Annotated in this window: 13 protein-coding genes; 6 read left to right on the top strand and 7 right to left on the bottom strand. The window is 61.3% G+C overall.

Going from position 1 to position 12,471, the window contains the following annotated elements:
* Positions 1–42 precede the first annotated feature (42 nt).
* Together H147_RS0110445 and H147_RS0110440 are read right to left on the bottom strand one after the other, a co-directional pair.
* Positions 43–705 carry a P-loop NTPase family protein gene (locus H147_RS0110445; protein ID WP_019955314.1) on the bottom strand — a complete coding sequence of 221 codons (663 nt, stop codon included), beginning with the start codon at positions 703–705 and terminating at the stop codon, positions 43–45.
* Positions 702–1,805, bottom strand: coding sequence for an AI-2E family transporter (locus tag H147_RS0110440; RefSeq protein ID WP_019955313.1), 1,104 nt, complete (start codon positions 1,803–1,805; stop codon positions 702–704). Before H147_RS0110440 ends, H147_RS0110445 begins: the two co-directional genes overlap by 4 nt.
* A gap of 157 nt (positions 1,806–1,962) precedes the next feature.
* Here H147_RS0110440 and proS point away from each other — a divergent pair, with 157 nt between their 5' ends.
* The 4 genes from proS to H147_RS0110415 all read left to right on the top strand — a co-directional run bounded on the left by proS (position 1,963) and on the right by H147_RS0110415 (position 5,997).
* Positions 1,963–3,303 (top strand): proline--tRNA ligase, encoded by a 1,341-nt coding sequence (gene proS, locus H147_RS0110435; protein WP_019955312.1) that lies wholly within the window; start codon positions 1,963–1,965, stop codon positions 3,301–3,303.
* 111 nt (positions 3,304–3,414) lie between these two features.
* On the top strand, positions 3,415–4,026 hold the full coding sequence (locus H147_RS0110425) for a DUF2937 family protein (protein ID WP_019955311.1): 612 nt from the start codon (positions 3,415–3,417) through the stop codon (positions 4,024–4,026).
* Positions 4,027–4,067: 41 nt separating this feature from the next.
* The gene (locus H147_RS0110420) at positions 4,068–5,324 is read left to right on the top strand and encodes an ABC transporter permease (protein WP_019955310.1); all 1,257 of its coding nucleotides are present in this window, start codon (positions 4,068–4,070) and stop codon (positions 5,322–5,324) included.
* On the top strand, positions 5,317–5,997 hold the full coding sequence (locus H147_RS0110415; RefSeq protein WP_019955309.1) for an ABC transporter ATP-binding protein: 681 nt from the start codon (positions 5,317–5,319) through the stop codon (positions 5,995–5,997). Before H147_RS0110420 ends, H147_RS0110415 begins: the two co-directional genes overlap by 8 nt.
* On the opposite strand, the gene H147_RS0110410 is transcribed toward H147_RS0110415, so the two are convergent.
* The gene (locus H147_RS0110410; RefSeq protein WP_019955308.1) at positions 5,994–6,428 is read right to left on the bottom strand and encodes a DMT family transporter; all 435 of its coding nucleotides are present in this window, start codon (positions 6,426–6,428) and stop codon (positions 5,994–5,996) included. The two genes, H147_RS0110415 and H147_RS0110410, sit on opposite strands and share 4 nt — an antisense overlap.
* Before the next feature lie 98 nt (positions 6,429–6,526).
* Between H147_RS0110410 and H147_RS0110405 the strand changes: the two genes are divergently transcribed.
* Both H147_RS0110405 and H147_RS0110400 read left to right on the top strand, forming a co-directional pair.
* Positions 6,527–6,913, top strand: coding sequence for a c-type cytochrome (locus H147_RS0110405; protein WP_019955307.1), 387 nt, complete (start codon positions 6,527–6,529; stop codon positions 6,911–6,913).
* A 92-nt stretch (positions 6,914–7,005) separates the two neighbouring features.
* Positions 7,006–7,647, top strand: a complete 642-nt coding sequence (locus tag H147_RS0110400; RefSeq protein ID WP_019955306.1) for a DUF3047 domain-containing protein — start codon at positions 7,006–7,008, stop codon at positions 7,645–7,647.
* 6 nt (positions 7,648–7,653) lie between these two features.
* Here the strand turns inward: H147_RS0110400 and H147_RS0110395 are convergent, their stop codons facing one another.
* The 4 genes from H147_RS0110395 to H147_RS0110385 all read right to left on the bottom strand — a co-directional run bounded on the left by H147_RS0110395 (position 7,654) and on the right by H147_RS0110385 (position 12,369).
* A complete protein-coding gene (locus H147_RS0110395; RefSeq protein ID WP_019955305.1) occupies positions 7,654–8,370 on the bottom strand; it encodes a DUF1194 domain-containing protein in 717 nt (238 codons plus the stop codon).
* 87 nt (positions 8,371–8,457) lie between these two features.
* Complete coding sequence (locus H147_RS21005; protein ID WP_162561658.1) at positions 8,458–9,060, bottom strand: hypothetical protein; 603 nt, start codon at positions 9,058–9,060, stop codon at positions 8,458–8,460.
* 174 nt (positions 9,061–9,234) lie between these two features.
* Entirely contained in the window at positions 9,235–11,193 is a 1,959-nt protein-coding gene (parE, locus tag H147_RS0110390) for a DNA topoisomerase IV subunit B (RefSeq protein WP_019955304.1), read from the bottom strand.
* Positions 11,194–11,274: 81 nt separating this feature from the next.
* Positions 11,275–12,369 carry a Hint domain-containing protein gene (locus H147_RS0110385; protein WP_162561657.1) on the bottom strand — a complete coding sequence of 365 codons (1,095 nt, stop codon included), beginning with the start codon at positions 12,367–12,369 and terminating at the stop codon, positions 11,275–11,277.
* Positions 12,370–12,471: the final 102 nt, after the last annotated feature.

Below are 12,471 nucleotides of genomic sequence, written 5' to 3'. Positions count from 1 at the left end.
TTGTCCCGCGAAGGTTGCGGTTTTGTGACGATGATGCAGCGCCTAGTCGGGCTTGTCCAGCAGCCGTGCGGCCAGCCTTTGGCTGATCTTGTGACCGCTTGCCAAAGCGGCGCTGTCAAGCGCGGCCACGATGGCGGCGGCGGCGGCAAAGGACCGTTCGATCCGGGGGGCCAGATAGGCCGCAAGGTCGGGCGGCGGCAGCAACTGGCGGTCGGCGAAAAGTTTCATCATCACCGCTTGCAACAGCGCGTCATCGGGGTCTGCGACCTGCACGACGGCGCTGCCCTGCATTCGGCTGGCAAGGTCGGGCAGGGTCACAGGCCAATGCCCCGGCGTCTGGCGCGCGGTCATCAGCAACAGCCCGCCGCTGTGTTGCAGGTGGTTGTGCAGGTGGAACATCGCCTCTTGGGCGGCTTGCGGCAGGCTGTCCATATCCTCGATGACCAGTGCCGCCGCCTCTGGCAGAAAATCGGCGGTCAGATCGGCGGCTGCGATGATCTGCGTGGGCTGCGCGCCTGCGAAAATCCGAGCAAGATGGCTTTTGCCGCAGCCCGCAGGCCCCGCGATCACCAGTTTGCGCAAAGGCCAGCGGTCAGGGTCCGTGACCATTCCAAAGGCCGTCGCATTGGCGGTCGAGACGAAAAAGTCATCCGGCCCCAGCGCCACTCCGTTGGGCCAGTCGAAACTGAGTTGCCGGGCGGTCATGGGTCTTTGGATTGTCCTTGGTACAGCGAACTGCTGCGATAGCGCCCCATCGCATAGCGGGTCAGCACGCCGATCACGGCCGCAACCGGCACGGCAACCAGCATCCCGACAAAGCCGAACAGCGACCCGAACACCGAGAGCGCAAAGATCAGCCAGACCGGATGCAGCCCGACGGACGTGCCGACCAGTTTCGGCGTGAGCACATTCCCTTCCAGAAACTGCCCCAGCGCAAATACAGCGCCGACGATCCCGATCCGCAGCCAATTCGTTGCATAGGTGACGGTGTCGCCATCGGCGATCTCGACCGAGCCCCAGAACTGAAACAGCGCCAGACCGAGCGCCAGAAATCCGCCCACAAGGGCGCCGACATAGGGGATAAAGGTGATCAGCCCGGCGATGAAGCCCACGATCAGCCCGAAATTCAGCCCCGCCAGCATCAGCCCTGCGGCATAATAGGTGCCAAGGATGAGGCAGACCGTGCCTTGCCCCCGAATAAAGGACGCAAGCGTGCGGTCGATCTCGCGGCCCAGATGCCGGACGGTCGCCACATGATCGCGCGGCAACAGGCTGTCGATCTTGGCGATCATGTTGTCCCAATCCAGCAGCAGGTAGAACGCCACGACCGGAACGATGACGAGCAGCACGAGGATATTGAGCAACCCCATCGCCGAGCTCAGCAACCCGTTGATCAATTCCCCCCCGCGCGACTGGATCGTCTCGCCGATGGCCTGCAATTGCTGGCGGATCGTGCTTTCGGGTTCGATCAATTCGGGGAAACGCGCGGTCAGCCCGGCCTGCAAACGCTCGAACAGGGCAGGGGCGGTTTCGATCAGCGCGATCGTCTGTTTCACCAGCGTCGGGATCACCAGCAGGATCAGCAGGATGAACACCAGAACCGCAACCAGCGTGATGATGCTGACCGACACCACGCGGCTGAGCCCCGCGCGCTGCAACCTGTCCGCGACAGGGTCCAGCAGATAGGCGATGGCACCGCCCAGCACGAAGGGCAGGATCACATCCCCCAGCGCCCATAGCAGGACGAGGAAGACGGCCGCCGCGATCCCCCAATATCTTAACTGGTCCTTGACAGGCAGGGCCATCGGTCACTCCGCTTTGGTTTTGGCTGTGATGCGGCAATTGGGCCTTGCTTGCAAGGGTCGTGCGCATTTTCGGACCGCCTTGATCACAATGCTTGCGGGGGCTGGGTTGGCGGACTACACGTCAAAGCCAATTTCGCCGTCCATAAAGGTCCCTGCCATGCGTCTGAGCCGCTATTTCCTGCCCGTCCTGAAAGAAACCCCGCGCGAGGCGCAGATCGTGTCGCACCGCTATATGTTGCAGGCGGGTATGATCAAGCAGGCCAGCGCGGGCATCTATTCTTGGCTGCCGCTCGGCTTCAAGGTGCTGCGCAAGATCGAAGAGATCGTGCATCAGGAGCAGCAGCGCGCAGGCCATATCCCGATGCTGATGCCGACGCTGCAATCGGCCGATCTGTGGCGTGAAAGCGGACGCTATGACGCCTATGGCCCCGAAATGCTGCGCATCCGCGACCGGCAGGACCGCGACATGCTGTACGGCCCCACGAACGAGGAAATGATCACGGATATTTTCCGGTCCTACGTCACCAGCTACAAGGACTTGCCGCTGACGCTCTATCACATCCAATGGAAGTTCCGGGACGAGATGCGCCCTCGTTTCGGGGTGATGCGCGGCCGCGAATTCCTGATGAAGGACGGCTATAACTTCGATCTGACGAAAGAGGACGCGCTGCATGCCTACAACCGCCATCTGGTCAGCTATCTGCGCACCTATGAACGCATGGGCCTGCAGGCGATCCCGATGCGTGCGGATTCAGGCCCGATCGGCGGCGATGACACCCACGAATTCCTTGTTCTGGCCGAAACCGGCGAATCAGAGGTGTTTTATGACGGCGAGATCACCGATCTGAAATTCGGTGACCGTGCGATTGATTTTGACGACCACGCCGCCTGTGCTGCTGTGCTGGAAGAATTTACCAGCCGCTATGCCCGCACCGATGAAACCCATGACGAAGCGCTGTTCAACCAGATCCCCGAGGAACGCCGCCGCACCGCGCGCGGCATCGAGGTCGGGCAGATCTTCTATTTCGGCACCAAATATTCCGACGCCATGGGCGCGCTTGTCGATGACGGCAAGGGTGGCAAGGTCCCCGTCCATATGGGCAGCCACGGGATCGGCGTGTCGCGTCTGCTGGGCGCCATCATCGAGGCGAGCCACGACGACAAGGGCATCATCTGGCCCGAAGGTGTGACGCCTTTCCATTGCGGGATCGTCAACCTCAAGCAAGGCGATGCAGAGGCTGATGCGGCTTGTGAGGCGATCTATGACAGCCTGACCGCGCTGGGGCTGGAGCCGCTTTACGACGACCGCGACGAACGGGCGGGTGCGAAATTCGGCACGATGGACATGATCGGCCTGCCATGGCGGATCACGGTCGGGCCGCGCGGGCTCAAGAACGGCGTGGTCGAACTGACCAGCCGCCGGACGGGCGAAAGTGAGGAATTGCCGCCTGCGGATGCCGTGGCGCGGATCGCGAAAATCTATCAAGGGATCGCGTGACGCGCAAAAGCCCGCTGATCGCGCAGATATGATGCGCGGCAGCGGCCTGATTTGCTATGATCTGCGCAAAATGGGCAAGAGGCAGGCCATGACTTATCGGACCACGACACCATGATCCTGCGTGTGATCGGCCTTGCCGGTGGGCTGGCGGGGGCCGCTGGCCTGTCGCAATTCCCTGAATTCTCGCAGCAATACCTGCAACGGCTGGGCGGGCATGTGGATGCGTTGACAGCGCAACTTGTCGATTTCGACGCAACCGCGCTTGAGGCTGGTTTCGGCCGCGAGGAAATGTTGCTGCAAATGGCGCAGACCCCGCCGATGGACGGGCAGGCGGCGATGTGGCGGCGCACGATCCTGCGGCACGCGCAACTGTCCGACGATCTGGACGCCTTGCGCAATGCATCCCCCGTCGCGCGGCTGACGATGCCGCAGCGTGTGGCCGATACAGACATCGCCCGCGCGGTCTGGGCCGATTTCCAGCCTGCGATGCCGCTGTCGGCGGCGGGCGCTGTGGCCGCAGGCGCGGGATTCGGAGCAGGCTGGGCGCTGCTGGCCTTGCTGGCCGCCCTTGTTGCCGTTCCGTTCAAGGCCACCAAAAAGCCCCGCGCGCAGCCCTTCAAACGTAAACCGCCCGCGATCAAAGGCGAGCCGCCCATCGCCAAACCGCGTCTGGTGGCGGAAACGCCATCGCATATTCCCCGCCTGTCGGGGGTCAAGCGCTGATGGCGCTGGCCATGCGCGGCCCTGCCCGCTAGAAGACCGCCATGAACACAACGCGCCCCTTTGCCAAATTCGAATGGATGATCGCCTGGCGCTATATCCGCGCCAAGCGCGCCGAAGGCGGCGTCAGCGTCATGACATGGATCAGCCTGATCGGCGTCACGCTGGCCGTGTTCGCCCTGATCGCCACGCTCGCCGTCCGGTCAGGCTTTCGCGCCGAATTCATCGACACGATCGTTGGCGCCAATGCCCATGTCACCGTCGTGCGCCCGCGCGAGGTGATCGAGGATTACGCCGCCATGTCCGACCGGATCATGGAAGTGCCGGGTGTCGCCAGTGTCGCCCCACTGGTGCGCGGGCAGGCAATGGCGGGGGCCTTTGGGCAGATCGCTTTAGCCGATATCTATGGCATCCAGCTGGATGATCTCAAGGCGTCCGAGGCCATCGTCGACAGCGAACGCACCATCGGCAATATCGACGATCTGCCGAACGGAATCGCGCTTGGCTCTGCCTTGGCGGCGAACCTTGGCCTTGGCCTTGGCGACCGGATCGAGATCACGACACGGTCGGGGGCTGCCACGCCCATGGGGCAATCGACGCGGCGCAACGCCTATGAGGTGGTCTATATCTTCTCCACCGGGCGCTATCAGATCGACGAGGTGCGCGCCTATCTGCCCTTCGAGGTGGCGCAGACGATCTTCAACCGCGACGGTGTGGCGGATGAACTCGATGTGCGGCTGGACGACATCAACCAGTCCGAGGCGCTGAAACAGGACATCGCCAATGCCGCTGGCCCCAATATCTGGGCCTATAGCTGGCAGGACCGCGTGGGCCGTTTCCTGCGCGCACTGACGATCGAGGACAATGTGATGTTCATCATCCTGTCGATCCTTGTGCTGGTCGCGTCCATGAACATCATCAGCGGGCTGATCATGCTGGTGAAAAACAAAGGCCGCGATGTGGGCATCCTGCGCACCATGGGCCTGACCGAAGGGTCGATCCTGCGGATTTTCTTCATCTGCGGGGCGGGAATCGGGACCATTGGGACGGCGCTGGGTGTCATCCTCGGGTGTCTTTTTGCAATCTATATCGACCAGATTTTCAGCCTTGTGAACTATGTCGCGGGCGGCGGCGTCTGGGACCCGTCGATCCGCGGCATCTACAACGTGCCCGCCGAATTGCATCTGTCGGATGTGCTCAAAGCCGTGTCGCTGTCGCTGGGCCTGTCGTGGATCATCACGATCTTTCCCGCCCGCCGCGCCGCGCGGATGAACCCGGTCGAGGCGCTGCGCTATGAATGATGTTTTGTCGCTGCACGACCTGCGCAAGACCTATAACGCAGGCAAACCCAACGAGGTGCGCGTGCTGCAAGGCGTCGACCTGACGGTCGGGGCGGGGGAAATCGTGGCCCTTGTCGCGCCATCAGGGGCGGGCAAATCGACCTTGCTGCATATCGCGGGGCTGCTCGATACCCCCGACACCGGCACGGTCAGCATCGCGGGCACCGACATGACGCGCCTGTCGGATCGTAAACGCACGGGCGTGCGCCGGAGCCAGGTCGGGTTCATCTATCAGTTCCACCATCTGCTGCCCGAGTTTTCGGCGCTGGAAAACATCGTGCTGCCGCAGCTTGCCAACGGTGTCAGCGAAAAGGCAGCCCACACCCGCGCGATGGCCCTGCTTGACCGCGTGGGGATCGCGGATCGCGCGGCGCACCGGCCAGCGGCCCTGTCGGGCGGCGAACAGCAGCGCGTTGCCTTCTGCCGTGCGCTCGCGAATGAACCGGCCCTGTTGCTGGCGGATGAACCGACCGGCAACCTTGACCCCGACACATCCAACCGCGTGTTCGAAACGCTGATCGGGCTGGTGCGGGACACTGGCCTTGCGGCGGTGATCGCCACGCACAACCTTGAGCTTGCCGCGCGCATGGACCGGCAGGTGCGGCTGACCGCGGGCGTTCTCGTCCCGCTTTAGACCTTTTGTGTCAGCAACACGCCTGCCGCCATCAGGGCGATGCCAGCCGCACGGGTGCCCGTCAACGGCGTGACCTGTGCGGAAAACAGCCCGAAATGGTCGATGGCGGCCGCCGAGATCAATTGCCCCAGCAAGACGAAGAACACGGCATTGCCGACCCCGATGACCGGCGCGATCCATGTGATCGACAGGATGTAGAACGCGACCAGCGTGCCTGCCAGAAACAGATATTTGGGCGCCGCGGCAAGCTTGCCTGCCGCCTGCGGCTGGGTCAGCAAGGCTGCGATGAGGGCCACACTGAAGGCAACGATGAACAGGACCGTCGCGGCCATCGCCGGTGATCCGATCTGACGGCCCAAGGCCGCGTTCATGGCCGCCAGCACCGGAATGCCGATGCCGGCCACCAGCATGATCAGCGCATATTGGAACATGGGGTGGCCCTTTGTGGTGTTCTTTGCCTGTATATGATCTGGATCATGGCTTGCTGTCTGCGACTTTGCTAGTCTCACAAAAAACAAGGAGGCAGAAGATGCAGAAATTCATGCTTGGCGCGGTATTGGTGCTTGCCGCCTGTGTCGACGAACAGCCCGTCGATGGGCGCACCGCCTATCTGGACAATTGCGCCGCCTGTCACGGAGCCGATGCGACCGGCAACGGGCCGATGGCCCGAGAATTGGGCGTCGTGGCACCCGACCTCACACAGATTTCCGCGCGCAACGGCGGCACCTTCCCGCGCGACGCGGTCATGAGCACGATCGACGGCTATGAACGCGGCCAGCACCTATCGGGCGCGATGCCCGAATTCGGCGCGGGCGACATGGGCGATACGGTGATCGTGGAAAACGACGGGCTGGGCACGCCGGTGCCGTGGAAGCTTCTGATGCTGACCGATTACCTCGAAACGCTGCAACGATGACATCGTGCTGACATTGTCGTGACCGGCTGCACTGATTGGTGCGCCGGTGACGTGTCTGCCTTAGGCTTTGTGCAACAACCCGAGGATCAGACATGCGTTTCGCGCTTACTTTCGCCCTTTTTCTGGCATCGACCATCCCCGCGCTGGCGGGCCCCGTCAGTTTCGCCACGGGCTGGCAGGAACAGCGGCTGTCGCTGTTCAGTTCGAACGATTACAACTTTGGCCAGAACATGGGGTTGGTGTCCGATGGGTCGGTGTCCATCGCCTGGACCCGCGTGCCGCGTGCCGAATGGGGCACGCGCGGCGCGTCCTGGTCCTGGACGGTGGAACAATCGGTGCCTGCGACAGACCTTGCCCGCAAGGGCGGGGATGACCGCAACATCTCGCTCTATTTCGTGTTCGTGCCGGAAGAGCTCGCCCCTGGCCTCGAAGGCGCGAATATCCGCAGCCTGCTGGGCAACAGCGACGTGCGGATCATGCAATATGCCTGGGGCGGCAACCATGCGGCGGGGCAGGTGATCCCCTCACCCTATGGACCGTCGGGGCAGGGGGTGACCATCGCCTTGCGGCAGGCGGGCACGGGGTCTTTCACTGAAAACGTGGACCTAGCGGCGGATTATGCGCGCGCCTTCGGTGGTGCGCCGGGGGCGCTGGTGGGGCTGGCTGTGTCAGGCGACAGCGACGACACCGACAGCGTGATCCGTGCGGCGCTGGGCAATCTGGTGCTGCGCTAAGGTGGCCTACGGGATCTGGTCCAGTAGCGCTGTCGCGATGGCGGTGTCCGGCACGGTGCCCGCAATCTCCAAGATCAGCTTGCGGCGGACGGCATCGGTGAATTCCGCGCCGTCCATCGCGGGCATGACAAAGGCGTTCGGGCCGCCGATGATGTTCTGTTCATAGAGATTGACCAGCCCGCTGTTGCTGCGGAAATCGTTGTTGCGCAGGATCGGCAAGGCGTTGATCGTGATACCCGCGGCAACGACCTGATCGCGTGACGTCGTGATCGCGGGGCCGAGGGTATTGGCCATCGTGTCGCCGGAAAAATCGATCACCCGGCGAAAGCCCCGGATGTCGTTCCCTTCGATCTGGTCCATCCCGTAAAGCAGCGCGGCCCCGATCGCATTGCTGCCGCTCGCCTGCCGTGGCGGGCCGATCAGCGCGTCGGCAAAGGCGGTGGCGCTGTCCATATCCGCGATGATGGTCCAGTCCACGACCGTCGCCTGATTGCTGGCCCATTCGACGTAAGTGACTGCGATGGAACCATAAAGCGTGTTCTGGATCGCCGCCACAACCGCCGGATCGGTGATCGCGGTCGCATAGGATTGCCGCTGGAACAGCAGTTCATCCGCGTCGATGGACCCCGAGGCATCGGCGAGCAGGACCAGTTCAAGGTCCGTCTCGATCTGCTGGGCCAAGGCGGGCGAGGCGAGGAAGAGGGCGAGGATCAGATGGCGCATGAGGGGAAGATAGGGCGGGATTGACGCAAGGGTAGGGTGCGCATTTTGCGCACCAATGCGGTCGGGGTGGTGCGCAGGATGCGCACCCTACGGCTGGCTAGTAGCGAAGAGTGTTCCAGCAAGGATAGTAAGAAAAAGATCTAAAGCGGGAATAAAGAACAACACGAAGCCGAATGAACTAAGCGTTATGGCAACTAGCAAAGTGAATTTTCTTGATGCCGCATATTCAAAATATCTATCAATTAAAATAGATCTAATTAAATTCTCATGGCATTCCTTTGCTGCGCGAAAATTCACATATTGCCTATTCTTTCTTTTTTCTAGCCCAGATAGCTTTTCAGACTTGCCGCTTTGTTGCCACCGTGCCTCTTCAGCGAAAGCTTCCCAATCATCTGTGTAGTACTTTCCGTATAAAGTACGATGTCCCTTCGTATCAATTTGATCATTCATTGCATGCAGATCAGAGTAAGTTAGCTCAGTGAAGCCATAGTGAACCCAACTAGACAAATCGGGACCAAATTTTATGGATGAGGGACGCTTCCAAAGATAGATTAGGCGACCTAGCGCAATGAGTAAGCTGCCAAAGTAAAGGAACCTTAACTTTGCATCATTTGAAATAGTCAAAACCGAGTTTTTCCCATCGGTGATGTTTTTAAACCCGATTTCACTAGTAACATAATCATTTAGCAATATGAAGTAGCCTATCCCCGTAAACAATAGGGCTACACGAGAAATTCTGTTCTCAAAAATAAAAATCCATTTGTCCCATGAGAAGTTGTATATTACGAAGTATGCGTTTGGACAAATCGTGAATAGACTTGAGGGGTTATTGAGCCAATTTTCTAGCCGTCTAAATAGCTTCATTCAAACATCCAACTCCTCCACGAACCGCGCGTTCTCCTGGATATACTGGAACCGCAGTTCCGGTTTCTTCCCCATCAGCCGCTCGACCAGATCGGCGGTGTCGCCGGGCACCTCGTCGTGCACGGTCACGCGGATCAGTTTGCGGGTGGCGGGGTCCATCGTGGTTTCCTTGAGGTCTTTCGCGTCCATCTCGCCCAAGCCTTTAAATCGTTGCACGTCGATCTTGCCTTTGCCGCCCAGACCCTTGGCCAGCACCCGCTCCTTTTCGGCGTCATCCGCCACATAGATGCGCCGCGCGCCTTGGGTCAGCCGATAGAGCGGCGGGCAGGCCAGATAAAGATGCCCGTGGTCGATCAGCGGGCGCATCTGGGTGAAAAAGAACGTCATCAGCAGGCTGGCGATATGCGCTCCGTCCACATCGGCGTCGGTCATGATGATGATCTTTTCATAACGCAGGTCATCTACGTTGAACTTGGTGCCCATGCCGACGCCCAAAGCCTCGCAAAGATCGTTGATTTCCTGATTGGTGGTCAGCTTGTTGGACGCCGCCCCCAGCACGTTCAGGATCTTGCCTTTCAGCGGCAACAGCGCCTGATTGACGCGGTTGCGCGCGCCCTTGCCGGACCCGCCCGCGGAATCCCCCTCGACGATGAAGAGTTCCGTGCCCTTGCGGTCCTTGGACGTGCAATCGGTCAGCTTGCCGGGCAGGCGCAGTTTCTTGGTCGCGGATTTGCGGGCGGTTTCCTTTTCCTGACGGCGTTTCAGCCGTTCCTCTGCCCGCAGAACGAGGAAATCGAGGATCGCGCCCGCCGATTTCGTATCCGCCGCCAGCCAGTTGTCGAAGTGGTCGCGCACGGCCCCTTCGGTCATGCGCGCGGCGATTTCGGACGACAGCCTATCCTTGGTCTGGCCCACGAAGGCCGGTTCGCGGATGAAGCAGGAGACCAGCGCGCAGCCGCCCGACATCAGGTCCTCGCGCGTGATCAGTCCGGCTTTTTTATTGTTTGCCAGCTCGCCATAGCCCTTGATCCCTTTCAGGATCGCGTTCCAGAAGCCCGCGACATGGGTGCCTCCTTCAGGCGTGGGGACCGTGTTGCAATAGGACTGGATGAACCCGTCGCGCACCGGCGTCCAGTTGATCGCCCATTCCACCTTGCCGGGCTCGTTGAATTTGTCCGCAAAATCGACGCTGCCCGCAAAGGGCTTGTCCGCATAGGTCGCGGATTTGCCCAATGTTTCCTTGAGATAATCGGCCAGACCGCCGGGGAAATGGAACGTCGCCTCAAGCGGGGTTTCGCCGTCGTTGATTTCCGATTTCCAGCGGATTTCGACGCCCGAGAAAAGGTAGGCCTTGGACTGGATGGATTTGTAAAGCCGCGAGGGTTTGAACCGCTGCGACCCGAAAATCTGTTCGTCCGCGTGGAATGTGACGGTCGTGCCGCGCCGGTTCTGCGTTGGCCCCAGTTTCTGGATCGGCCCCAAAGGCAGGCCGCGTGAAAACCGCTGTTCGAACAGTTCCTTGTTGCGCGCCACCTGCACGATCATCGAATCCGACAGCGCGTTCACCACCGACGCACCGACCCCGTGCAGACCGCCCGATGTCTGATAGGCCTTGCCCGAAAACTTGCCGCCTGCGTGCAGGGTGCACAGGATCACCTCCAGCGCCGATTTGTCGGGGAATTTGGGATGCGGATCGACCGGAATGCCGCGCCCGTTGTCGCGGATTGTGACGGAATAATCGGCGTGCAATTCCACCTCGATCCTGTTGGCATGGCCTGCCACAGCCTCGTCCATGGAGTTGTCGAGCACCTCGGCCACCAGATGATGCAGCGCCCGTTCATCCGTGCCGCCGATATACATGCCGGGGCGTTTGCGGACGGGTTCCAGCCCTTCGAGCACTTCGATGCTGGAGGCGTTGTAATCGTCGGGTCCTGTCGTGGACAAAAGGTCGTCGGCCATTGGCTGCTCTTTTCTTGGTGGTTTGCGCCTTTATGGCAGAGACAGCCGGTGCGGGGCAATCGGCGATCGCCCCGCGCGGGATTATCCCGTGCGCGCCAAACCGCGCGACGCCGTGGCCTGCACCCAAAGTGCGGGCTCGAAATGCCGCAGCGCGGGGCGCGCCATGCGGTGCAGCGGCATGACCGTGTTGCGGCGACCCGGAAAGATCGTGTCGATTTCCGCGATGCTGTCGGGGTCGAGCGTCTGGGTCGTCACCTCGCCCAGAAACAGCGTCTCGGCGGCAAGGCCGTTGGCGCTGATGATCTCGTGCCGGTCGCACAGCAGGTGGATATACTCCACCTCGCCGCCGGTGCGGATGCTGATCGCATCGCCATCCACAAGCGATTTCGCGGCGGCGAAAACCTCGGGTTCGCCGAACAGCAACTCCGCCGTGGCATCGGCGATCAGGATACGGTGCTGCGGGCTGAATTCTACATCGCGCCCCGCGTTCAGAAGGCCCGCCCTGATGCGGATCGGCGCCATCCGGCCCACGGCCGCGAAGCTGCGCCGCCCGATCCAGCGGATGGGCTGCGCGCCATGATCGCGCGTCAGCACCAGATCGCCCACGGCCAGTGTGTCAATGTCGCGCGGCCCGCCTGGGCAATCAATCAGCGTGCCGGGGGTAAAGCATAACGGCTGGCTGTCGAACCGGTTGGCCGCAAGGTTATAACCCGTTCCGAATCCGTTCGTGTAGATGGGCGAGATCAGCGTCAGCGCCCGTATCGCCTTTGCCTCGATGGCCAGCTGATCGGGGTCTTCCTCGAACTCGGGCGCCCAATAGGTATTGCCGGCACTGTCCTGAAAAACGACGGCGGTGATATTCGCGGTGGTCCCGTCGATATAGGTGATCGTCGCGTTGAAGATCATCGACGCGTCAAAGGTCTGGACAGGTCCGCCGTTGATGCTGAACTGGTCGTTGGAGTTATTGTTGTCCAGGTCGTAGGAATCGGGCGAGCCACCCCCAAAACCGTTTCCAGCCGGGGCAAAGGTGACGCGTTCATTGAAAAGCGGGTCGCCCGTGGACCCATATGTCCCCAGCGCCGCATTGACGGCGCCGGTCGCAAGGGTGTTGTTGCCCTCTTGCGGGTCCCAGATCGGCAGCTGGCCGAGCGAAAACACGGTGAATGTGATTGCCATAACACGGCCCTGACTGACAAAACTCTTGTCACGGCAGGATACTGCGAATTTCTGCCTGCGCAAAGCCAAGATCGCGTTTGTGTCGGCCATGGCGCTGTGGCA

It is taken from the genome of Yoonia vestfoldensis DSM 16212, assembly GCF_000382265.1.
In the GTDB taxonomy this organism is placed as follows: domain Bacteria; phylum Pseudomonadota; class Alphaproteobacteria; order Rhodobacterales; family Rhodobacteraceae; genus Yoonia; species Yoonia vestfoldensis.
This window is presented reverse-complemented; position numbering and strand designations above follow the sequence as displayed.

Coding starts and splice junctions, on each gene's coding strand:
- H147_RS0110425 (WP_019955311.1), top strand. CDS start 3,415: ATGATCCTGCGTGTGATCGGCCTTGCCGGTGGGCTGGCGGGGGCCGCT.
- H147_RS0110440 (WP_019955313.1), bottom strand. CDS start 1,805: ATGGCCCTGCCTGTCAAGGACCAGTTAAGATATTGGGGGATCGCGGCG.
- H147_RS0110445 (WP_019955314.1), bottom strand. CDS start 705: ATGACCGCCCGGCAACTCAGTTTCGACTGGCCCAACGGAGTGGCGCTG.
- H147_RS0110415 (WP_019955309.1), top strand. CDS start 5,317: ATGAATGATGTTTTGTCGCTGCACGACCTGCGCAAGACCTATAACGCA.
- proS (WP_019955312.1), top strand. CDS start 1,963: ATGCGTCTGAGCCGCTATTTCCTGCCCGTCCTGAAAGAAACCCCGCGC.
- H147_RS0110420 (WP_019955310.1), top strand. CDS start 4,068: ATGAACACAACGCGCCCCTTTGCCAAATTCGAATGGATGATCGCCTGG.
- H147_RS0110395 (WP_019955305.1), bottom strand. CDS start 8,370: ATGCGCCATCTGATCCTCGCCCTCTTCCTCGCCTCGCCCGCCTTGGCC.
- H147_RS0110385 (WP_162561657.1), bottom strand. CDS start 12,369: ATGGCAATCACATTCACCGTGTTTTCGCTCGGCCAGCTGCCGATCTGG.
- H147_RS0110400 (WP_019955306.1), top strand. CDS start 7,006: ATGCGTTTCGCGCTTACTTTCGCCCTTTTTCTGGCATCGACCATCCCC.
- H147_RS0110405 (WP_019955307.1), top strand. CDS start 6,527: ATGCAGAAATTCATGCTTGGCGCGGTATTGGTGCTTGCCGCCTGTGTC.
- parE (WP_019955304.1), bottom strand. CDS start 11,193: ATGGCCGACGACCTTTTGTCCACGACAGGACCCGACGATTACAACGCC.
- H147_RS0110410 (WP_019955308.1), bottom strand. CDS start 6,428: ATGTTCCAATATGCGCTGATCATGCTGGTGGCCGGCATCGGCATTCCG.